The organism is Pseudomonas sp. 05N433 (genome assembly GCF_056396925.1).
On the sequence record NZ_JBFTML010000035.1, the window covers coordinates 1 to 21,306 of the forward strand.

Consider the following 21,306-nt stretch of genomic DNA (forward strand, 5'->3'; position numbering starts at 1 on the left):
GACGGTGTGGTGTGCCGCTGAACACATGACCGCGATCAAACGCATCAAGGTTGATGCCGCTGTCGCCGCCGGATTTGAGGATGGAAAAATCCAGGATCAGGATCGCCAGGTACTCGGCGATCACCATCACCGACAGCAGCCGCGCCGACAGGTCGATCTTGCGATACCCCAGAATCGCAATGCTCGCCATCGCCATCAGCGAGTAAGACCACCACGGCAGCACCAGTGCGAACATGCTTTCCATGGTGCCACTGACCACCCCGCCGAACATGCCATACAACCCGACCTGAAGAATGTTATAGGCAAACATCGCCAACACCCCGGCCGCTCCGCCTGCCAGGCCACCCAAACCACGTGAGGTGAACGCATAAAAACCGCCGGCATTGGTCAGGTGCCGGGACATGGTGGTGTAACCCACCGAGAACGCGAGCAGCACCAGCAACGCCAGGATCAGCAACGCCGGCGTGCCGGCGCCATTGCCCAGCATGATGCCAATCGGGAAGCCACCGGCGATGACACTTAACGGGCTCGCCGCCGACACCACGAAGAAGATGATGAAACCAACACCCAGGGCACCACGCTTCAACTCCGTCGAACTGTTGATCGGGATAGATACGCTCATGTTCTTGACCTTATTGTATGAGGCAGTCGCTGTAGGATCGGTGCAGCAAGCCGTTCACCGTCACCGATAGAGCTTGTCGCTTTTATCGCACGCTGGATTCGATCCTATGCCTCACCGTGAACGCCCCGGTATCCCAAATCGGTAACCTGTTACGCCATCACCTGAACAGCGCCATCCGCCTGCCTGACCTCACTGCGAAGCGAGACGCGCCGTCAGTTCTGACGCCGCGCCGGTCACCAGGTCGCACAGATAGCCTTGCTGAAACGCACCGAACCGCTCACTGCGCCCCACCAGGGTCATGCTCCCTAGGACGCGCTGCTTTTCGTCGAAGATCGGCGCCGCGACGCCACTGCGTCCTGGGTGCAGCTCGCTTTCGCTGATGCAGTAGCCCTGCTTGCGGATGGCGAGCAGGCTCTTGATGAACGGCTTCCACTCCAGCCCCAGATGCTGCAATTCGGATGGGTTCACGTGCGCGTCGTAAACACGTCGGATTTGGCGCGGTAGCAGATAAGCCAGTACGACCCGGGAGGTCGCGCTGTGGAAAAGATCGATCGACCGCCCCCTGCCGCTACCGACCGGTCCAGCATCGGAGCCACGATGGATCAGCACGTTGACCACGGAGTCGCCATGCCACTCGCTGACCAGCGCGTCCAGGCCGGTGTCGACGACCAGGTTGTCGACCAGATCCCGGCTGCATGCCAACAACGGATCGTAGTTCGTCATCAGATGCTCCAGCGTGACGATTCGCGGGCCGAGCGCATAACCGCGCGGCAATCGCTTCAAAAAGCCCGCGTCGCCCAGTTCGCGCAGATAACGATAGGCGGTGGCGGACGTGTAGCCGAGCTCCCGGCAAATGATGTCCACATCGATGACCGGTTGTTCCGGGCGAAACAGGTCGAAGACCATGAGCAGACGGCGCAGGCTATTCATCTTTCTCTACATCCTTGTGAAGCCAACGGTCACCCCACACTGCTTTCAGCGGGCGGGTGTTCAGGCATGAGCGCAACCGGTGATGGCAGCGCGGGGGGTATGGGACGGCAACTCTGCGAACAGCTCCTGGTACTCCGCCGCAAAATGGCTGAGGTGAAAGAAGCCCCATTGGGCAGCGGCATCGCCGATCGAGAGATGCGACGCGCGGGTGGACATCAAGGTCCGGCGTACACCGTTGAGCCTCACAGAGCGCAAGTAATTCAGCGGCGTCGTCTCGGCAACCGAGCGAAAGCTGTTCTGCACGGTACGCCGACTGACCTGGAGTCGCTGGCACAACTCGATCACGCTGGGCACGTCGATCATCTCCGCGGTCGCCAGACGGTGGCATTTCTCGACAATGAAGCTGCGCGTGGAGCTTGCGGAGCGTTGTTGCTTGTCGCAAGCCGGGTCGGTCATGAGTTGCAGCAACTCGCCGAGCATCGCCTGTTCCAGCGCCAGCTCCCGCTCCCGATCTCGCGTGCTGTCGAGTTCTTCGTACACCAGGGCCTGGGAGAACATCGCCAGCAATCGGCGACGAGCGTCTGCAAAGCGCGGCGTGGAAACCCTGATCACCGGCTGACGCAGCAACAGGCTGACCTCCTTCGCCGAAGCCGTTTGCGCCAACGCCTGCTCGAACAATTCACGTTCGAAGGTGATGGACAGCAGCTCCATGCCCATCGGCATATGGAACATGAACTCCTCGCCACCGTGAAGAAAGAACAGGCTGCTATCGTCCGCCTCCCGTCCCTGCATCCGAATCGAACCCGGGGTGGTGATCGGCACGGCAAAGCACATCTTGCCTCGGGGAGCCACGCCGTGCTGCACGACACGCTGGTTGATCTGCTCGAGAAAGACGTGGACACCCGCCGTCGACAACTGCATCAGCGAACTCTCAGTCGAGCCTGCCGTTAGCTGACTGTAGTCCTGGTTCCACTCCTGGACGGTGGCCGCATGGACATGGACGTCTCTGAAATGGCTGATAGTCTGATTTTTCATGATGTCGAAAGCCTCTGCCAATATTCTTGTTTTTAGATCGCCTTCCTATGCGATATTCGCACATAGTGAGAATTTTGCACAATTCTTTATGAGATTTTAAATTCACTGGACAGTGCGCTCAGGGCGGTCCACTCATATGCCAATTCGGGCTACCGGCCATACACACACCACGGAGATGATCAGCACACTTAAATCGACATCCAGAGTGAACGTCATGAGTGAAGCCAAACTTGAATCCCTCCATTTCGCGGATGCCCCGCGAATTACCTCCAGCACACTTCCCGGCCCCAAAACCAGCGAGGCCCTGGCGTTGTCGGCGCGTACCGAGTCGATGGCGCGCGGCGGCGGACGCATGCCTGTGGCCATGGACCGCGCCTTCGGCGCGACCTTCAAAGACCCGGATGGCAACACCTACATCGATTTGTCCGCCGGCGTGGGCGTCAGCAGCGTAGGCCGCTGCCATCCGAAGGTGGTGCAGGCGATCCGCGAACAGTCCGAAGTGCTGATGCATGCCCTGGAGGTCAACAGCACCCGGCGCACCGAGCTGGCGGCCAAGCTCTCCGAGATCGCGCCCGACGGCTTGCGTGGCGACTGCATCACCTTCTTCACGCAAAGCGGCAGCGATGCGCTTGAAGCAGCCATCAAGTTCGCCAAACGCATCACCGGGAGGCACCAGATCATCGCCTTTCATGGAGGCTACCACGGCGTGTGGAACGCCTCGGGTTCCCTGACGACAGGTACGGCATACCGCAAGGGTTACGGAGCCCAAATGGGCGGGGTGATTCACGCCCCCTACCCTTACGCCTACCGTTTCCCTTTCGACACCACTCACAAAAGCGCCGAGCAGATCGCCGGCGAATATGTGGACTACCTGTTGAACACCCCCTACACCGCCGCCGATGACGTGGCTGCCGTGATTGTGGAACCGGTGCAGGGCGAAGGCGGCTACGTGCCTCCTTCACCAGAATTCCTGCAGCTTTTGCGCAAAGCATGCGACCGTAGCGGCACGCTGCTGATCGTCGATGAAGTGCAATCCGGCGCAGGGCGCACCGGCAAGATGTGGGCGGTCGAGCACTCGGGCGTGAAGCCGGACATGCTCACGTTCGGCAAAGGCATCGGCAGCGACCTGCCAATGGCGGGCCTGATCATGCGTTCGGACCTGGCGGCGGCGATTCCTGACGGATCGATGCCCAACACCTTTGCCGCCAACTCGTTGTCTGCGGCGGTTGCGCTGACCAACATCAGCATCCTGCAGGACCCGGAGCTCGATCTGCTCAACCGTGCGCACACCCTGGGGTTGGAGGCGCAGGAACGTATCCGTGGCTTCAACAGCCCGTTCGTCGCTGAAGTCCGCGGCCGCGGCCTGATGATCGGTATCGAACTGGTTGAAGACCCAGCCACCAAGGCTCCCCTGGCGCCCGAAAAAATCGGCCAGCTCATGGGCTACCTGCTGAACCACGGCGTGCTGATGATTCCCTGTGGTCGCTACAGCAACGTGATGCGAGTCATGCCGTCGCTGACGATCTCACGCTCGCTGTTCTTCAAGGCACTGGACATCTTCGGCGACGCCCTGGCTTCCCTTGAGGCATGACCCGACCACTGCACATCACTTATGGACCGCAAAATGACTGAGCACTTGAATCACTTCATCGAAGGCGCGTCCTTCGAAGCCTCCGACGGTCGTCGCATAAACCTCGTCAACCCCGTGACAGAACAGGTGTACGGCAGTTCCGCACAGGGCACGACTGAGGACGTGGACCGCGCAGTGGGGGCCGCACACCGCCAACTTGAGGGTGGCGCCTGGAGCCAGCTCGACGGCGCCCAGCGCGGTCGACTGCTATCTAAACTCGCTGACCTGGTTGAACGCGACAGCGAATTGCTGGCCGATCTGGACGCCAACGCCATCGGTCGCTCACCCATCGAACCGCGCCGGATGGACTTGCCCAACGCGATCGCCAACCTGCGTGCCGCTGCTGGCTGGGCCAACCAGCTGGAAGGGCGCACCATTCCCACCGGTGGCTACTTCGGCACCAAGACTCTTTCGTACACGGTACGCGAGCCCGTGGGTGTGGTCGGCGCCATCGTTCCCTGGAATTCGCCGTTGATGATCACCGTCTGGAAGCTCGCCGCGTTGCTGGCGGCAGGCTGCACCGTGGTCATCAAACCTTCGGAAGAGACGCCGCAGTCTGCCCTGCACCTGGCGGTGCTGGCTCAGGAAGCGGGCTTCCCTGACGGTGTGATCAACGTGGTCACCGGCTACGGCAATGAGGTGGGTCGCGCCTTGTGCGAACACCCGCTCGTTGCCAAGATCAGCTTCACCGGCAGCCCCGAGGCCGGACGCGAAATCCAGCGCACCGCCGGTGTGCTGTTCAAGCGCGTGGCATTGGAACTGGGCGGCAAAAGCCCCCAGATTGTCTTCGACGATGCCTCTTTCGAAGACGCGCTGCGCGGGTGTGCGCTCGGCCTGTTCGCCAACCAGGGCCAGGTCTGTGCGGCCGGCTCGCGCATCCTGGTGCACCGCAGCATCGCAGATCGCTTCGGCGCAGCGCTGGCCGATGCCGCAGAGGCAGTCAACGTGGGCGACCCTCGCCAGCCCGGTGTACAGATGGGACCGGTGGCCAAGAAAGCGCAATTCGATCGCGTTAACCGATACATCCAACTGGGAATAGACCAAGGCGCCTCGCTGCTGGCCGGTGGTGTATCGACGCCTGAACAGGGCTGGTTTGTCCGGCCGACGATCTTCACCAACGCGAACAACGCCATGGCGATCGCCCAAGACGAAATCTTCGGGCCCGTCGGCACGCTGATCAGTTTCGACAGCGAAGAGGAAGCTATCGCACTGGCCAATGACTCCTCCTACGGCCTGGCGGCCACGGTCTGGACGACCGACCTGGTGCGAGCGCACCGCGTAGCCGCTGCGGTGAAGGCCGGTGCCGTGGGTATCAACTGCTGGAGTCCGCTGGACGCCAACCTGCCCTGGGGTGGCGTAAAGACCAGCGGTATCGGCCGTGAAGGCGGGTTTGCCGGCGCGGTGGCCTACACCGAGGAGAAAGTCATCACCGTGCTGCTACCTTCCTGAGCACGATCCCTGTCCTGACCGAATAACCCTCCGGCCCCTGTGCCGCGAGGGTTAGCGTTCAAAAGTGCATCCCTGATGCCGTTGATAATCAATGGAGAGACTGCGATGAACCCGATAGATCAACAAACAACCGATCGGTATCCGACGTCCCTGCGAATGTTGCACTGGGTGCGTGCCGCACTCATCGCAGGCCTCCTCTGGGCAGGCTGGCATATGACCGGTCTGAATGACGAAGTGGCGAGCAAGTACGAGCTCTATTACCCGTGGCACAAATCCTTTGGGCTGTTGGTGTTTCTGGTTGTCCTGACCCAGATCGCCCTGCGCTTTCGGACCCCCGTGCTTCCGCAGCCGCTGGAAACGCTGGCAAGTTATGAAAGGTTCCTGTCAAGGCTTACGCAGCGTGTCATGTATGCGCTCGTCGTGATCGTGCCGTTGATGGGCTACTCAATGTCGAGCACTTACACGATGAGCGACGGGGTGTTCTTTTTTGGGGTCAACCTGCCGGAGCTCCTTCCGAAAAATGACAATTGGTTCGTCGTCTTCCAATGGCTGCACAAAGTGCTCGCCTACACCCTGCTCGGACTGATCCTGTTGCATGTCGTAGGCGCCCTCAAACACCGGTTTTACGACCGGGACCCTCGAAACGACGTCCTGCGCCGCATGCTGTAACTTGATGAGGCGTGGGCGCAAGATGTCCACGCCTTCGTGGCTCTGACCTGAGGGGGCCCGGTACAGTCACTTGCGTACGGTCTTGAAGTTTTCAGTTCTGTTGTGCTTACCTGCTATCAGTTTGGCCCAGGTCTGACGAGGTGAGCCCGCCATGCTGAAATCACTCGCAGTTATCGCCGTTGGTGCGTCACTTGGTGCCTGGTTGCGCTGGCTCCTGGGCATGAAGCTGAACGCCCTGTTCCCCACGATTCCCCCGGGCACGGTGGTCGCGAACATGGTCGGGGGCTACATCATTGGCCTGGCTATCGCGTTTTTGGCCGCCTCACCCACCTTGAGTCCTGAGTGGCGCCTGCTGATCATCACGGGTTTCTGCGGTGGGCTTACCACCTTTTCTACGTTTTCCGCCGAAACAGTTGCCCTGATCCAGGAAGGCAGACTGCTCTGGGCGCTCGGCTCAATTTCATTGCACGTCGTAGGCTCGTTGGTGATGACCGCTGCCGGGCTTTTGTCCTATCAAATCATTGGCATGCGATGAGGAGATGAAAATGAAAGGTTTTCTGGTGATTTTCTTCACTCAACAGAACCGCCGTTATCAGGGAAAGATGCTTGGCGAATGGATCGTCGATGTGGCCAAGGAGATGGGGCTGCGTGGTGCGACTCTCTCTACGGCTATCGAGGGTTTTGGACACACCGGTCGACTGCACTCTTCGCATTTTTTTGAACTCGCGGATCAGCCTACGGAGATTCGCATGGCTATCACCGAGGACGAATCCGAAAGGTTGCTCAAGAGGCTGGAGGCTGAGGAAATCTCTGTGTTCTACATAAAGACCCCAATCGAGATGGGCTTCGTCGGCAAAAAAACCACCTAGCCTGGCCCCTCCTCGATCGTCTGTTGCCTGGCGACCTCCCATCGGGAATGCGCCACCGCGGGTGGCGCCCCCGATCAAGATACCGGCAACAAACCTTCGTCGTTACGGCGTGAGCGGCGACTCAGAACGTCATCCAGACGATGAACTGGAAGTAAGTGTTCGTTGATGCGCTCCCGCTCTGCAGACCACCGTCCCCGAGCCACTTTTCGGGCTTGTAGAAGCCGACCAGAGGCGAGAGTGTGACGTTATCCGTCACCATCCAATCCAGAAAAAGGTCGACCTCACGTGCAGCGAAGTCCTGCTCATGCGTACGGGAGAGCTGGTGGTAGTTGAAGGCCATTGCGTTAAGGGTCAATTTATCGGTCGGCTTGACTGAGAGGAGCACGTCGTTGATCGCCATGTTCGAGGTCACTGAACCTGCGTAATTGGCGGCGACTTCACCCTGGTATCGCTTGCGAAAACCTCCCTGGAACAGAAAGTCGTAACCTTCGGAATAGCGCGAATATCGATAGCTCACCGTCGGTTGCCATTGGGTGTCGGCAAAGGTGTAGCCCGCTTCGAAGAACATCGCCCGCTGTGAGCCCGAGCGTTTTTCCTGACGTGCGACCTCGAACGCAAAGTCGGCATTCTCGATCCCGGCATTGCCCTGCCCACGAATGCTGTAGACGTTCATACCCTTGCGCTCAAGCCGATCGCCAAAGGCATATCGCTCGTCAACATCCAGGCCGTGCACGTACGTCGAACCGATCGAGCCGACGGGCGTCGTGTAGTCGAGGGTGGCGGCAGCCACTTCGGTCTTCGACTGCCCGGGGTTATCGGATTTGAGCCATATCAGGCTACCGTGCAGGCCCTCCTGACCACCCAGTTTCAAGACTGCCGTATTCCCGAACGCCAACCGCGGGCCAAGGTAAAAGGCGCCACCGCGATTGAACCGGCCATCCCTTACGCCCTCGATAGGGCTGAAGGCCTTCCCGGGGGCGAACCCGTCGTCAGTGATCAGGAAGCCGTCCACCGTAACGAGCTGCCGGCCAAAAGAGAAATCAACGCCGTCCTTGCCCAGCGCAGGAATCAGGTCACCTGACTTCCAGCCCAGGTAGGCGTCTTCCACAGCCGTTCTTCTTTCATCCCCGACGGTGAGTCCTCCCGCGTCCCCATCGCCAAATGACCCCGTGCTGATCCAGCTGAGCCCGCCATAGACGGAACCGGCAGTGATCTTGTTTGTCGTGCCGTTGAGACCGTACTTGGCGTAGCCTTCTTGCCAGCGCATCCTGCCAGGCTCCCTCTCAGGGTCGCCAATGTAGTTTTTCTCGCTGCCGAACCAGCCAAACGCCGCCGACAGGTCGGCGTTCAGGACGGTTCCGCCATCGTCTTCGTTGTAGAGCTGGTAGGCGTGTACCTGCGGCTCAAATGTACAGAGTGCGACCAGCGAAAGTAATGGGGCGTAACTGAGGGTGCGCATGACGTCTCTCCTGTTTTTATATTTATGAGGCGAGCCATGAGTGTTCCGGCTTGGGTCGCGCAAGCGGTAACCCAAATCAGCACTTTCAAGGGGCTGGCCGCCCATCCCCTCGCGCGATACCTCCCCCGCTGCAAAACATCCTCAGCGCCTCGAATGGTTGCCGTTTTGGGCTACGGCCTCTGAGCGCACTCCCCCTATGCTGGGCCCATAAGAACCATAAGAACCGAGGCACCTGTCATGACCCCTTTGTCACCCTCCCCGCTGTTACGTCAGGGGCTTTGTCTTCTGACCCTCTTCGCCTGCAGTGCCCTGGCACCTGTTGCCAGTGCACACCATTCGTTCGCGCTTTTCGACCAGACCCAGACCGTCTCGATCAAGGGTGTCGTCGAGCGCTTTGCCTGGAGCAATCCTCACATCACGATTTACCTCGATACACCCGGCCCGCCGGCCCAGCGATTCAAGATCGAAACGGGCAGTGTCAACGCGTTACAGCGCACGGGCTGGACCGCTGAGTCGATCAAGGCCGGCGAGACTGCCGAGGTGTCCTTCAAACCGTTGAAAAACGGTGAGCCAGGAGGGCTGCTCGTGGAGATCAAGATCGGTGACGTCGTACTCACGGGCGGCGGATGAGAAATCCTTCCCTGGCTTCATGACGACCTAACCGACCGGACCAGACCAGCAGCGTGGAGACGTTTCAATGAAACCGACACGAACCTTGAACACGGCAATGATCGTCCTGGGCATCGCCCTCGTGACTGTCGCCGGGATGTGCAACGCCGCTACACCTTCCAAACCTCTAAGCGACAAACACAGCGTCAGCGCACGCCCCGACATCAGCGGCACCTGGGAACGAACCCCGGACGACTGGTTCGGTGAGAACCCCGACAACCCGGTGCACCCAGGCGGACCGATGGACCTGAAGGCGCCCTATGCCGACGAATACGTCGCGCTGAAGAAGAAACAAGCCGCTGCGAACGAGGCCGGAACGCCGTTGGCCACAACAAGTTCCAGATGCCTGCCCGAGGGAATGCCAACGTTGATGGCGGCGCTCTTCCCGATCCAGATCATTCACGACGACAAGCAAGTGATTGTCCTCGGTGAGTATCTCCAGCAGGTCCGCCGGATTCTCTTGAACGAAGCGATGCCTGCAAAAGAGACCCTGGACCCTAAATATCAAGGCCATTCACGCGGCCATTGGGAAGGCGACACGCTCGTCGTGGAAACACAACGGGTGCGAACGGACGTGAGTTTCTACGACGTTCCACACGGCAAGGACATGAAGATCACCGAACGCATCAGGCTGACGGCGCCGGATCACCTGGAGAACCAGGTCGTGATCGAGGACCCGCAGGTGCTCAAGACCCCGTATCGCTTCACGTTCGAGTACAAACGGTCCAACTACGCCATTCAAGAGTATGTCTGCGAGAACAATCAGATCGTGATCGATAAAGAGGGCAAGGCATCCCTCAGTCTCGAGTGAAGTCGCCATTAATCGCCATGGGAGCTGACCAAATGGAAAGACTGACAACCATCAGCATCCTGCGGCCGACGCTGCAAAGCGCCCTGCTGTTGTTGATCCTCACGTCGAACACATTCGCAGAAGTGCCGCGCATGCCCACGGCCATCGCGGTGCCGCCCTCCGGCAAGCCACCGCTCTCGTCGGCGAAACGCCCGGGCACCGAATACAGCGACCTCGACAAGTACGGCTACATCGAGGAGGAGTTTTACCTGCAAGGCGTTGCCCCGGCCATTACCGCCTCGGGCAAAACCCTGTTGGAGGCGCCTTACACCACACGCATTCTGGTGCGCAAACCGGCTGACCCCGCGCGCTTCAATGGCACGGTCGTGATCGAGCCGTTCAGCTGGTTCGGCGAGCGCGCCGCGGGATGGATCCTGACCCGCGACTATTTGCTGCGTCGCGGCTACGCGTACGTCGGGTACACGCTGAATGTGAACAAGCCACCAGTCGATCCCAAGTTCATCTCGGACACCCCGGCTGCCGAGGCCGAGCAGATCGCTCAGTACGGACGGATCGTGAACTTCGAGTTCATGCGCCGCTTCGACTTTGCACGCTACGCGCCGCTGGGCACCTATTACGACCCGGAACACTTCACCCGCGGTGAAGCTCCCGATCCGTTTGCTCCACAGTCCCAGGGCATCGGGGCGCAACTGGCGTTGCTGCTGAAAACCAATGCAGCGCAAAGCCCGTTGGCCGGTCTCGATGTTCAACGCATCTACGTCAATAGCTGGGCCGTGACCGCGCAAGTCTGGATGGACTACCTCGACCAGGGCCGGCACCAGCAATGGCGTATGCCCGACGCAAGGCCGCTGATCGATGCCTACATGACCGGCCGCATGGCCTACGGAGAAGTGGGCGGCGACGTCATCCGGGTGCCGCGCCATACGCCCGATGGCGTGCCGTTCGTGACCGTCTACAGCCAGTCCGAACTGATGCACGACGTGATCGAAGGCATCAACCTGCCGCCGGACACCGACAGCCCGCAGATTCGCTACTACGAAGTGACCGGCATGCCGCACCTGCGGCTGGCCGACCTCGGTACGGAGCATACCGAACAGCTCGCTGCCGACATCGGCAAGGGCGACGACCCACGGTGCCGGACGCTGTACGACGAACCGGCGGAGCTGGTCGTCTCGGCGCTCCTGGATCGCATGGACCAATGGGTGCGCCAAGGCAAACCCATGCCGAATGCTCCGCGGGTCGCCCGCGATGGCAAGACCGCCGCACGCGACCCTGTTACCGGCAACCTGCAAGGGGGCGTACGCCCGCCGTGGATCCAGGTGCCCAGTGCGACCTACCTCACGGATCAGGAGACCGGCTGCGGACTGATCTACGACACCAAGGTGCCTTACTCCAGGGACGTGCTTGGCCAGCGTTATGGAAGCTTCAGCAACTACGAACAGAAATTCGAAGACGCCAAGGCCCTTTCGATCAAGGAAGGGTACCTACTGCCGGAGGATGCGGCGGGTCTGCGCTCGATCGCAAAACCTCAAGACTTCTAACCCATTGGGAAGAACAGCAAATGTCATCATCACTCATCATTGCCTGGATCTATGCGTCACCTTTGAGCACAGCCATCCGGGACATTCTCTGGATCATACCCACCGTCCAGAGCATTCATATCCTCGCTATCACAGTGCTCTTCGGCTCTGCGGTCATCTCCGATCTTCGGCTGGCGGGTGTGTTCGCCACGGACGAGCCCTTGCGTGGCGTCGTTCGCCGGTACTACCCGTGGATGCGCAATGCGCTCCTCGTCCTGCTCTTCACGGGGTTGATCATGATCATCGCCGAGCCTGATCGCGTACTCGTCAACTCGACCTTCTGGCTGAAGATGGCACTGGTCGTGAGTGCGTTCACGCTGACCTTGCTTCTGCGGCGCCCCCTTCTGCGCCCTGCCGACGATGCACAACGTGATGGCAAGCCTCCTCTTGTCAAGGCGCTAGCCTGGCTGTCGATTGGCTTGTGGTGCGTCGTCATCATCTGTGGTCGCTGGATCGCCTACGCGATCTAAGCGTTTTCAACGAAAGCTCCCAGGTATTCGCCATGGACATTCAACCAACACTACAAGCCCYCCAGGACACCTCTGTCGCCACCTTCATCCGAGAGTCGGGCTCCGCTTTTCCAACCCTTGAATCGGTGCATGTGATCGGCATCGCCCTTGTGTTCGGGACCATCGCCGTCGTCGATTTGCGTCTGCTCGGCGTTGCCTCCCATCGCCGCAGCGCGCTACGGCTGATAAAAGATTTGCTGCCGTTCACCTGGGTCGCTTTCGTGGCTTGCGTGATCACCGGCCTGCTCATGTTCGCCGCCAATGCCACGACCTATGCCGAGAACACCGCGTTCTTGTGCAAGATGGGCGTGTTACTGCTGGCGGGGCTCAACATGGGGGTATTCCATTTGGGCGTCTTTCGCCGCATTGCCGAATGGGACACAACGCTAACGCCTCCCAGCCAGGCGCGTGTCGCAGGGTTCAGTTCGTTGGCATTGTGGGCGGGCGTGGTGTTCCTCGGCCGCTGGATCGCGTTTCTCTGATGGCTCGTCTATCGCCGCGTCGCGCATCCGGTGCAGATATGCCCAGCGATCACGCAAACAGCGCAATCAAGGTGGTGCGCCCGGTATCCGGCCGATGGGAATCGCTGGCGCTGTTGCTTGCGGCCCTGGCAGTCATCGCCAGCGTGGCAGGCTATATAACGCTGCGCCCCCAGAAAGTCGGCCCACCGATAACCTTGAGCTGGCAGGTGCGTTCCTTCGATGGCCTGGGTGCGGTCGATCAGGCGATTCACAGCGCTCTGCTGCCGGCCGGTGAAGAAATCATCTGGTTCAACAACGATACCGGCGGCTGGATCACGCTGGAGCGTGCGCAGAAAATCTTGCTGCCGCCCTTCTACCGTGACGCCTTCTGGAAGACCAATGGCGAGGTGCAGTGGCAATTGATTCTGCCTGGCACTCACCTGCCGCATGCCGCTTCCGGCGACGTGCACGCCGATGCGCCTGTCACCCCGCCGGACCAGACCGCCAACAAGGTGTCGCAAGCCACCCAGGGCCAGGGCGCTACGGTCTATTACGGCTCGGGCGGCCGCGCGCCGGGCCAGAGCGCCTACCTGCTCGTCATCGGTCACGCGCATGCCGGTGTCATGTGGGCCAACCAGGCGACGATCTGGGTCCACCGCGACCCGAACGCGCCCTACCCTGGCATCGTCAAGCCCGAATCGCTGGTCGGCGACGGCTGGCGCCAGGTCATCCCTTACAACGGTGCCAGCGAAGTCGAACGCGTAAAAGGAACCCAGCCATGACCGTTTCTATGAAACACCGCGCACTGTGGCGCCGATGCATCGCGCTATTGCTGCTGATACCCGCCATCGCACTCGCCAGCCCGGCTCCCTCTTCGGGCAAGAAGCTCAAGATCGGCGTCACACTGCATCCCTACTACAGCTTCGTGGCAAATATCGTTGGAGATCGGGCGGAAGTCGTTGCGCTCATCCCGGCGGAAGCGAATCCGCACAACTACCAGCCGCAGCCCGATGACATCACCCGCGCGATGAATATCGATGTTCTGGTCGTCAACGGCATCGGACACGATGAATGGGCCTTCCAGATCATCAAGGCCGCTGGCCGCGGGGCGACCCTGCCGATCATCCAGGCCAATGCCTCGGTTGCGCTCATTCCAATCGGCGGCGGCCAGGACGGCGTCAAGGTGGTCAATCCGCATACCTTCGTATCCACCACGGCAGCGATACAACAGGTCTTCGAGATCACTCGCCGGCTGGGGGAACTGGACCCGGACAACGCTGCGGCGTATCGACAAAACGCCCTGGCGTATGCCGCGCGTATCCGGGCGCTAAGGGCCGGCTTCATGACCCGTTTCGCCGCGCTGGATTTGTCTTCCTTCCGGTGCGCGACAACGCACGCTGGCTACGACTACATGATGCAAGAGTTCGGCCTGTTCGTGAGTGCGGTGATCGAGCCGCGTCACGGCGTCGCGCCGACTGCGCGCCAGTTGGCCAACACCATCGACGCGATCAAGAGGGCCAATGTGCGTGTGCTTTTTGCCGAGAAGAATTTCTCCCTCGACCTGGCCAAGCCTATCGAGGCAGCCACCGGCGTGAAGGTGTTCGCGCTGTCTCACATCACTGGCAATACCTATAGCCCGGACGAATTCGAGGTGGCGATGCGTGAAAACCTCGAGACCTTGGCCGAAGCCGTTGAGTTTACGCAGCGATGAACGCGATGAAGAAGGAACAAGCGATGCGCGGCCCCGCCATAGTGCTCGATAACGTCTCCCTGCAACTGGGAGGTACGCAAGTGCTCGACAAAGTGAGCTTCCGGGTAGAAGCCGGTGCGCTGCACTGCCTGGTAGGCCCGAACGGCGGCGGCAAGACTTCACTGGTGCGTGCGCTGCTGGGCCAGATGCCGCATTCAGGGACGGTCCGGTTCGAAGGCGAGGTCACGACACCCATGGGGTATGTTCCGCAATTGCCGGACTTCGACCGCAACGTGCCGATGACGGTCAACGACATCATGGCCCTTCTCGGTCAACGCAGGCCGGCCTTCCTGGGCTCAAGCCGATCTGCCAAGGCGGCCAATGCCCAAGCACTGGAGCGCACCGGCGTGGCCGGAATGGGCGCAAAACCTTTTGGCAGCCTGTCCGGTGGCCAGCGTCAGCGAGTGCTGCTGGCCCAGGCGATCAGCCCGGCGCCCTGGCTACTGATCCTTGACGAACCGACCGCCGGCATCGACGAACCGGGTGTGCGACTGGTGGAGGCGCTGGTGGCCGAGCTGAACGGCCGCGGCGTCACCATCCTCTGGATCAACCATGACCTGGAACAAGTCAGGCGCATCGCGCAATCGGTGACCGTTATCAACCGGCGGGTGCTGTTCCATGGTTCGCCCGACCAGGTCGCCTACCCTCTGGAGGCTACCCAATGAGTGCCCTGTACGAATTGATTCGCAACCAGCTCCAGGCGCTTGCCGCGAGTGGCATCCTGCCGCAACCGTTCGAGTACGAGTTCGTGATCAATGCGCTGCTCTGTGCAGTGCTCATCGGACCGCTACTGGGTGTGCTGGGCTCGATGGTGATGATCAAGCGCATGGCGTTCTTCAGTCAGGCCGTCGGTAATGCGGCGATGACCGGCGTTGCCATTGGCGTGCTGATCGGCGAGTCCTACACCTCCCCCTACTTCTCAATGTTCGGCTTCTGCCTGCTGTTCGCCCTGACGCTGAAGTACACGCAGCACCGCACCACGCTGGCCAATGACACGCTGATCGGCGTGTTCTTGTCCATCTCGCTGGCGGTCGGGGCCTCGTTGCTGCTGTTCGTGTCGGCGAAGATCAACACGCACGTAATGGAAAGCGTGCTGTTCGGTTCCATCCTGGCGGTCGACTACACCGACATGAACGTGCTGCTTGTGGTAACGGCGACGTGTGCTCTGCTCGGACTGCCGATGTACAACGGCATGCTGTTGGCCAGCCTCAATCCGAGCCTGGCACATGCTCGCGGCGTGCGCGTGCGAAGCGTCGAGTACCTGTTTGTCGTACTGGTCACCCTGGTGACGGTAGCCTGCCTGAAAATCATCGGCGCAGTACTCGTCGAAGCCCTTCTGCTCATACCGGCCGCGGCAGCACGCAACATCAGCCATTCGCTCCCGGGGCTGGTCGTGCGCGCCATCCTGATCGCGACTTTTTCCTGCGTGGTCGGCATCCTGGCACCCATGCAATTTCACATTCCCGTACCGACAGGCGGCGCAATCGTGATCGTCGCCGCCCTGGTGTTCGTCGTCACCACCGTCATCCGCGCTACCGGGGCCCGGTTCAGAGGTGCCAGCGTATGAAATGGCTTTGCATGTCACGTCGACCCTGGCTAGCGATGCTGGTACTGCTGCTGGGCAATCCGCTTTCTGCCTTCGCGGATACCGGCAGGCAGCAGGTGCTTGTCGCACTGCCGGCGGTGTATGCGCTCACCTCGACGCTCAGCGACGGCACAACCCTCAAGGTCGTCCGCCTTCCGGCAGACGCTGCCGTGCCCATGGAAAGCCAGGCCAACGCGCTGTCGCGCCTGGAGCCCGCCGTGTTCCAGCAGGCCACCGCCGTAGTTACCCTGGGCAACCTCTGGCGCGCGGATCCGCTTTACACCACGGCACGTCGCCACAATCTGCGAATCGTCGAGATCGATGCCTCGCACTCATGGGACACCGTCAAGCCCGGAGTGGCCGTGGCCCGCGTGCCATCGAACGACGTTCCCTGGGTAACCGAACGCGACGTCGATGGCGGACTGTCGCCGTACGCCTGGCTCGGCCCCGTCAACGCCATGCGCATGTCGGCGATTATCGCTACCGACCTGGCACGCCTGTCTCCCCCCGATGCGCCTCGGATAGAGCGCAACCTCGCCGCACTCGAAGGCCGATTGCGCCAGCTCAAGGCCAACTACGGTGCCCGGCTGCTGGCAGTGCCGGATCTGCGCGTGCTGTCGCTGGCCAGTGAGTTCACCTACCTGTTCGGCGAGTTCGGGATTTTTGTCGACGGCTGGTTCGTCCGACAGGACATCGACTGGAGCGACGCCGACTGCACCGCACTGACCCGATACCTGCGCGAGCGTGACATCCACGTGGTGGTCCACAAGTGGGCACCGGACGCCAGGATTGCCAAGGCCATCGAGGACGGCGGCGCACGGTTGTTGATACTGGACGCCGGCAACCCGGGAATGCTCGCCGACGCGGCCGACGGGTACGAAGCACTCCTGAGTTCGAACCTGGATTCCTTACTGACGGCCTTCGCGCCACCTGGCCCCAATACGAGCGGCGACCACAAATCGCCGCTCCAATGATCAACCTCGACCGTGGAGATCGAAGACCTTATGAAACCCCTAGGCTCAGCACATCGGATACTGATCGCCGGCGCCCTGGTGTTCTGCCAGGCAGCCTTCGCTCATGGCCCCGTCTTCGACTGCTACATCGAGAGCGATGATCTGGTGAAGTGCGAGGCGGGTTACACCGACGGCAGCTCCGCCGCTGGCAGAAAAGTCCATGTCCAGGACACTAGCAACAAGGTGTTGCTCGAAGGAAACGTCGGCACCGACAACACCTACGCATTCCAACCCCCAGCCGGGAAATACTCCGTTGTGTTCATGGGCGGAGACAACCATCAAGCCACGATTCAATCATCCGACATTTCAAGGTGAAATCGACCATGCCGATCAAACGACGACTGCTCCAGGCACTTGCCGCCGTTACATTAGGTTGCCTGACAGGCGCTGCACAGGCCCATTTCCAGATGCTCTACGTCGAGGAAACGGCGCTGCCGCGTGCGGATAAACTGGAGTTCGCGCTGGTGTTCACGCATCCCTTCTCCGGCGGCCCCACCATGACCATGGATGAACCCCGCGCCTTTAGCCACATCAGCTCGCACGGCGGGGAAAAAATCGATCTGCGCCAATACTTGCGCCCTGTCCAGTGGCAGAGTCGCGATAACCAAACGACTGCCTATCGTGCGTCGATTCCGCGGGAGTTGGTTCGCTCACTGGGTGACCATATCTTCGTACTCGAGCCCGAGCCCTACCTGGAAACCGAGGAAGACGTCTACATCCAACAGTTCACCAAGCTGATCGTGAACGTGGGCGGAGTACCCGGCAACTGGGCAGAACCACAAGGGTTGCCGGTTGAGATCCAGCCACTGAACAAGCCTTATGCAAACTGGACAGGCGGAGTGTTCCGCGCCTTGGTGCTGGCCGATGGCAAGCCCGTTCCRTTCGCCGAAATCGAAATCGAATACATCAACCATTCCGTCGATATCGAGAAAAACGCCTTCGGCCAGCAAGACTATGTAACGGCACCTCAAGCTTCATTCAAATCCCTGAGCTCCTACACGGACGCCCAGGGCATCGTGACCATCGGCCTGCCCCGGGCCGGCTGGTGGGGTATTGCAGCGCTCGACATCGGTACAACGAAAACCCACAAGGGCAAACCCTTGTCGCAAGACGCGGTGCTGTGGGTGCAGGCCAGGGATATGAAATGAAAAGCGCATAAAGCAACCGCGCCTGACAGGCCTCACGAAAAGCGCCCTACCCCCTCAGAAACGGATAGATATCGCCTCGAATCCGGATAGATGCACCGCACAGAAAGGCTTTCAATCAGGTCGTGCCTAAAACTACAAAAAGGGTGTACCTGATGAACAGCTCTAGAAGCATTGCGCAGTGGCAAGATTACATTCAGGGTTGCCTGGATTTTCGGCCGGCCGAAGGTATTTACCGCGTCGCCCGCGACATGTTCACAGAGCCGGAACTGTTCGACCTGGAGATGGAACTGATCTTCGAGAAGAACTGGATCTACGCCTGCCACGAGAGTGAAATCGCCAATCCCAATGATTTCCTGACGATGCGCGCCGGTCGTCAGCCGATGATCATCACCCGCGATGGAAGCAATCAGCTCCACGCGCTGATCAACGCTTGCCAGCACCGGGGCGCGACCCTGACTCGCGTCAGCAAAGGTAACCAATCTACCTTCACCTGTCCGTTCCACGCCTGGTGTTACAAAAGTGRTGGCCRCCTGGTCAAGGTCAAGGCTCCGGGGGAATACCCGGAAGGTTTCGACAAAGCAACCCGCGGCCTGAAGAAGGCCCGGATCGAGAGCTACAAGGGTTTCGTCTTTATCAGCCTGGACGTCAATGGCAGCGACTCGCTGGAAGACTACCTCGGCGATGCCAAAGTGTTCTTCGACATGATGGTCGCGCAGTCTCCGACCGGCGAGCTGGAAGTACTGCCCGGCAAGTCGACCTATAGCTATGACGGCAACTGGAAACTGCAGCACGAAAACGGCCTGGATGGTTATCACGTCAGCACCGTGCACTACAACTATGTCTCCACGGTACAGCATCGCCAGCAAGTCAACGCGGCCAAGGGCGGCGGCTCCGACACGCTGGACTACAGCAAGTTGGGCGCCGGCGATGCCGAGACCGACGACGGCTGGTTCTCGTTCAAGAATGGCCACAGCCTCTTGTTCAGCGACATGCCCAACCCGACTGTACGCGCCGGGTATGCCAGCGTCATGCCGCGCCTGGTGAAGGAATACGGCCAGCAACAAGCCGAGTGGATGATGCATCGTCTACGCAATCTCAACATCTACCCAAGCCTGTTCTTCATGGATCAGATCAGCTCGCAGCTGCGTATCGTGCGCCCAGTGGCCTGGAACAAGACCGAGATCACCAGCCAGTGCATCGGCGTCAAGGGTGAGTCCGACGCAGATCGGGAAAACCGGATCCGCCAGTTCGAGGACTTCTTCAACGTTTCAGGCATGGGCACTCCCGACGACCTGGTGGAGTTTCGCGAAGCCCAACGCGGATTCCAGGCCCGCCTCGAGCGCTGGAACGAAGTGTCCCGCGGCAGTGAGAAATGGGTCGAAGGCCCCACCCCGAACAGCGAGGCTCTGGGCATCAAACCGGTACTGACCGGCACCGAGTTCACGCATGAGGGGCTCTACATCAATCAGCACGGATCCTGGCAGCGCTTCCTTCTGCAAGGTCTTGCACAAAAAGCCCTGAAGTTGAAGGAGGTGTGAAATGAGCGCACTACAACATTCCGTCGAACAATTCCTCTACCGCAAAGCCGAGCTGTGTGATCAGCAGGATTGGGACGCCTACATCGCCCTGTTTGATGAACAGAGCGAATTCCACCTGCCGCAATGGGAGTCGGAGCATGTGTACACCACCGATCCCAAGCGCGGCATGTCGCTGATTTACTACTCGAACCGCTCCGGCCTGGAAGACCGGGTATTTCGTCTGCGCACAGGCAAGTCGGCAGCTTCAAACCCGATGCCGCGCACCTTGCATCAAATCAGCAATGTGCGAATCAAGGAGATCGATAACGGCTTGCTTGAAGTCAAGGCCGCCTGGGTCACGCTCTACACCCGGCAAGGGCTGTCCGAGCAGTTCTACGGCCATGTGACCTACCACCTCAAAGCGGACGCAGACAGCTGGAAGATCACCCGCAAGCACATCGTGCTGCTCAACGACACGATCAACTCAGTGCTTGATTTCTATCACCTGTGAACTGTGGGGCACGCTGTCATGAACCATAAAGTCGCTTTCAGCTTCGCAGATGGCAAGACCTCGTTCTTCGAGGTCAAGCCCAACGAACTGCTGCTCGACGCCGCGCTACGCAATGGCGTGAACATCCCGCTGGACTGTCGCGAAGGTGTCTGTGGCACTTGCCAGGGTCGCTGCGAATCAGGCCAATTCACTCAAGACTACGTCGATGAAGAGGCTCTTTCCGAGCAGGATCTGGCGCAACGCAAAATGCTCTCTTGCCAGACCCGCGTGCAATCGGATGCGTCGTTCTATTTCGACTTCGATTCGAGCTTGTGCAACGCTGGCGCAACCCGGTTACTGCAAACGGTGATCACCGGTGTAGAACAGGTGTCGGCCACCACGGCGATCCTTCATCTGGACGCTTGCGCCCACCAGCAGCAATTGGACTTTCTTCCGGGGCAATACGCTCGACTGCATGTACCGGGCACCAGTGAGTGGCGCTCCTACTCATTCGCCAACCGCCCCAACCCCACCAACCAATTGCAGTTTCTCATCAGGCTCCTGCCTGATGGCGTGATGAGCAACTTCATCCGCGAGCATTGCCGCCCCGGTCAAGTACTCGAGCTCGAGGCCCCATTGGGGAGCTTCTATCTACGTCAGGTGACCAAACCTCTCGTACTGGTGGCAGGAGGAACCGGCCTGTCGGCCTTCCTCGGGATGCTTGATAACATTGCAGAAAAAGGTGGCTGCGGGCACCCGATCCAACTGTTCTATGGCGTCACGCAGGACAATGACCTGTGCGAAACTCAACGCCTGGCTGATTATCGCGACCGCATCGCCGACTTCGACTATCACCTTGTGGTTTCGAAACCCTCCGTGGATTGGCAAGGTAAAACCGGGTGGATTCCTGATCACTTCGACCGTCAGTCGTTCGACGCCAACCCATTCGACATCTACCTGTGCGGTCCTCCGCCCATGGTCGACGCGATTAAAACCTGGTTCAACGATCAGAAGATCGAGCAGTTCCAGATGTATTACGAGAAGTTTATCGATAGCAATTCCAAACATTGAGCAACAGGGAAATATCCGGAGAAGCATCCAGATATTTCC

At 60.1% G+C, this 21,306-nt stretch carries 24 protein-coding genes; 20 read left to right on the forward strand and 4 right to left on the reverse strand.

What is annotated here, in order from left to right:
• From AC1DIS_RS18575 to AC1DIS_RS18585, 3 genes are all read right to left on the reverse strand, one after another.
• On the reverse strand, positions 1 to 622 hold a 622-nt coding region (locus tag AC1DIS_RS18575), incomplete at its 3' end, for an APC family permease (protein ID WP_477781018.1).
• A 189-nt stretch (positions 623 to 811) separates the two neighbouring features.
• Positions 812 to 1,552 (reverse strand): IclR family transcriptional regulator, encoded by a 741-nt coding sequence (locus tag AC1DIS_RS18580; RefSeq protein WP_018927846.1) that lies wholly within the window; start codon positions 1,550 to 1,552, stop codon positions 812 to 814.
• A 60-nt stretch (positions 1,553 to 1,612) separates the two neighbouring features.
• Positions 1,613 to 2,587 carry a helix-turn-helix domain-containing protein gene (locus AC1DIS_RS18585; RefSeq protein WP_026286553.1) on the reverse strand — a complete coding sequence of 325 codons (975 nt, stop codon included), beginning with the start codon at positions 2,585 to 2,587 and terminating at the stop codon, positions 1,613 to 1,615.
• A 214-nt stretch (positions 2,588 to 2,801) separates the two neighbouring features.
• Here AC1DIS_RS18585 and AC1DIS_RS18590 point away from each other — a divergent pair, with 214 nt between their 5' ends.
• The 5 genes from AC1DIS_RS18590 to AC1DIS_RS18610 all read left to right on the forward strand — a co-directional run bounded on the left by AC1DIS_RS18590 (position 2,802) and on the right by AC1DIS_RS18610 (position 7,204).
• The gene (locus AC1DIS_RS18590) at positions 2,802 to 4,178 is read left to right on the forward strand and encodes an aspartate aminotransferase family protein (RefSeq protein ID WP_018927844.1); all 1,377 of its coding nucleotides are present in this window, start codon (positions 2,802 to 2,804) and stop codon (positions 4,176 to 4,178) included.
• Between the two features lie 33 nt (positions 4,179 to 4,211).
• On the forward strand, positions 4,212 to 5,666 hold the full coding sequence (locus tag AC1DIS_RS18595) for an aldehyde dehydrogenase family protein (RefSeq protein WP_026345800.1): 1,455 nt from the start codon (positions 4,212 to 4,214) through the stop codon (positions 5,664 to 5,666).
• Between the two features lie 105 nt (positions 5,667 to 5,771).
• Positions 5,772 to 6,335 (forward strand): cytochrome b, encoded by a 564-nt coding sequence (locus tag AC1DIS_RS18600; protein WP_018927842.1) that lies wholly within the window; start codon positions 5,772 to 5,774, stop codon positions 6,333 to 6,335.
• A 151-nt stretch (positions 6,336 to 6,486) separates the two neighbouring features.
• Positions 6,487 to 6,870 (forward strand): fluoride efflux transporter CrcB, encoded by a 384-nt coding sequence (gene crcB / locus AC1DIS_RS18605; RefSeq protein ID WP_064617293.1) that lies wholly within the window; start codon positions 6,487 to 6,489, stop codon positions 6,868 to 6,870.
• Between the two features lie 10 nt (positions 6,871 to 6,880).
• Positions 6,881 to 7,204 carry a DUF190 domain-containing protein gene (locus tag AC1DIS_RS18610; protein WP_019578582.1) on the forward strand — a complete coding sequence of 108 codons (324 nt, stop codon included), beginning with the start codon at positions 6,881 to 6,883 and terminating at the stop codon, positions 7,202 to 7,204.
• A gap of 121 nt (positions 7,205 to 7,325) precedes the next feature.
• On the opposite strand, the gene AC1DIS_RS18615 is transcribed toward AC1DIS_RS18610, so the two are convergent.
• Positions 7,326 to 8,663, reverse strand: a complete 1,338-nt coding sequence (locus tag AC1DIS_RS18615; protein ID WP_019649036.1) for an alginate export family protein — start codon at positions 8,661 to 8,663, stop codon at positions 7,326 to 7,328.
• A gap of 237 nt (positions 8,664 to 8,900) precedes the next feature.
• On the opposite strand from AC1DIS_RS18615, the gene AC1DIS_RS18620 reads away from it, so the two are divergent.
• The 15 genes from AC1DIS_RS18620 (at position 8,901) to antC (ending at position 21,267) form a co-directional block, all read left to right on the forward strand.
• Positions 8,901 to 9,293, forward strand: coding sequence for a DUF6152 family protein (locus AC1DIS_RS18620; protein WP_019649037.1), 393 nt, complete (start codon positions 8,901 to 8,903; stop codon positions 9,291 to 9,293).
• 67 nt (positions 9,294 to 9,360) lie between these two features.
• Entirely contained in the window at positions 9,361 to 10,143 is a 783-nt protein-coding gene (locus AC1DIS_RS18625; RefSeq protein WP_019578579.1) for a hypothetical protein, read from the forward strand.
• Between the two features lie 32 nt (positions 10,144 to 10,175).
• Positions 10,176 to 11,684, forward strand: a complete 1,509-nt coding sequence (locus AC1DIS_RS18630) for an alpha/beta hydrolase domain-containing protein (RefSeq protein ID WP_477744002.1) — start codon at positions 10,176 to 10,178, stop codon at positions 11,682 to 11,684.
• A gap of 20 nt (positions 11,685 to 11,704) precedes the next feature.
• The gene (locus AC1DIS_RS18635) at positions 11,705 to 12,193 is read left to right on the forward strand and encodes a DUF6644 family protein (protein WP_018927835.1); all 489 of its coding nucleotides are present in this window, start codon (positions 11,705 to 11,707) and stop codon (positions 12,191 to 12,193) included.
• Between the two features lie 32 nt (positions 12,194 to 12,225).
• Positions 12,226 to 12,714 carry a DUF6644 family protein gene (locus AC1DIS_RS18640; RefSeq protein ID WP_477781019.1) on the forward strand — a complete coding sequence of 163 codons (489 nt, stop codon included), beginning with the start codon at positions 12,226 to 12,228 and terminating at the stop codon, positions 12,712 to 12,714.
• Positions 12,715 to 12,752: 38 nt separating this feature from the next.
• Positions 12,753 to 13,475: a DUF6162 family protein gene (locus AC1DIS_RS18645; protein WP_018927833.1), complete on the forward strand. Its 723-nt coding sequence runs from the start codon at positions 12,753 to 12,755 to the stop codon at positions 13,473 to 13,475.
• Positions 13,472 to 14,404 carry a metal ABC transporter solute-binding protein, Zn/Mn family gene (locus AC1DIS_RS18650; RefSeq protein ID WP_477744001.1) on the forward strand — a complete coding sequence of 311 codons (933 nt, stop codon included), beginning with the start codon at positions 13,472 to 13,474 and terminating at the stop codon, positions 14,402 to 14,404. The genes AC1DIS_RS18645 and AC1DIS_RS18650 overlap by 4 nt, the downstream gene beginning before the upstream one ends.
• Positions 14,401 to 15,108, forward strand: coding sequence for a metal ABC transporter ATP-binding protein (locus AC1DIS_RS18655; protein WP_477744000.1), 708 nt, complete (start codon positions 14,401 to 14,403; stop codon positions 15,106 to 15,108). Before AC1DIS_RS18650 ends, AC1DIS_RS18655 begins: the two co-directional genes overlap by 4 nt.
• Positions 15,105 to 16,010 (forward strand): metal ABC transporter permease, encoded by a 906-nt coding sequence (locus AC1DIS_RS18660; RefSeq protein WP_018927830.1) that lies wholly within the window; start codon positions 15,105 to 15,107, stop codon positions 16,008 to 16,010. The genes AC1DIS_RS18655 and AC1DIS_RS18660 overlap by 4 nt, the downstream gene beginning before the upstream one ends.
• A gap of 35 nt (positions 16,011 to 16,045) precedes the next feature.
• Complete coding sequence (locus AC1DIS_RS18665; protein ID WP_477743999.1) at positions 16,046 to 17,002, forward strand: metal ABC transporter solute-binding protein, Zn/Mn family; 957 nt, start codon at positions 16,046 to 16,048, stop codon at positions 17,000 to 17,002.
• 12 nt (positions 17,003 to 17,014) lie between these two features.
• A complete protein-coding gene (locus tag AC1DIS_RS18670) occupies positions 17,015 to 17,356 on the forward strand; it encodes a hypothetical protein (RefSeq protein WP_019578571.1) in 342 nt (113 codons plus the stop codon).
• 8 nt (positions 17,357 to 17,364) lie between these two features.
• Positions 17,365 to 18,189 (forward strand): DUF4198 domain-containing protein, encoded by an 825-nt coding sequence (locus AC1DIS_RS18675; RefSeq protein WP_019649044.1) that lies wholly within the window; start codon positions 17,365 to 17,367, stop codon positions 18,187 to 18,189.
• 152 nt (positions 18,190 to 18,341) lie between these two features.
• Positions 18,342 to 19,727, forward strand: a complete 1,386-nt coding sequence (gene antA, locus AC1DIS_RS18680) for an anthranilate 1,2-dioxygenase large subunit (RefSeq protein WP_477781020.1) — start codon at positions 18,342 to 18,344, stop codon at positions 19,725 to 19,727.
• A gap of 1 nt (position 19,728) precedes the next feature.
• Positions 19,729 to 20,217, forward strand: a complete 489-nt coding sequence (antB, locus tag AC1DIS_RS18685) for an anthranilate 1,2-dioxygenase small subunit (protein ID WP_018927825.1) — start codon at positions 19,729 to 19,731, stop codon at positions 20,215 to 20,217.
• 18 nt (positions 20,218 to 20,235) lie between these two features.
• Positions 20,236 to 21,267 carry an anthranilate 1,2-dioxygenase electron transfer component AntC gene (gene antC, locus AC1DIS_RS18690; RefSeq protein WP_064617268.1) on the forward strand — a complete coding sequence of 344 codons (1,032 nt, stop codon included), beginning with the start codon at positions 20,236 to 20,238 and terminating at the stop codon, positions 21,265 to 21,267.
• Positions 21,268 to 21,306 lie beyond the last annotated feature (39 nt).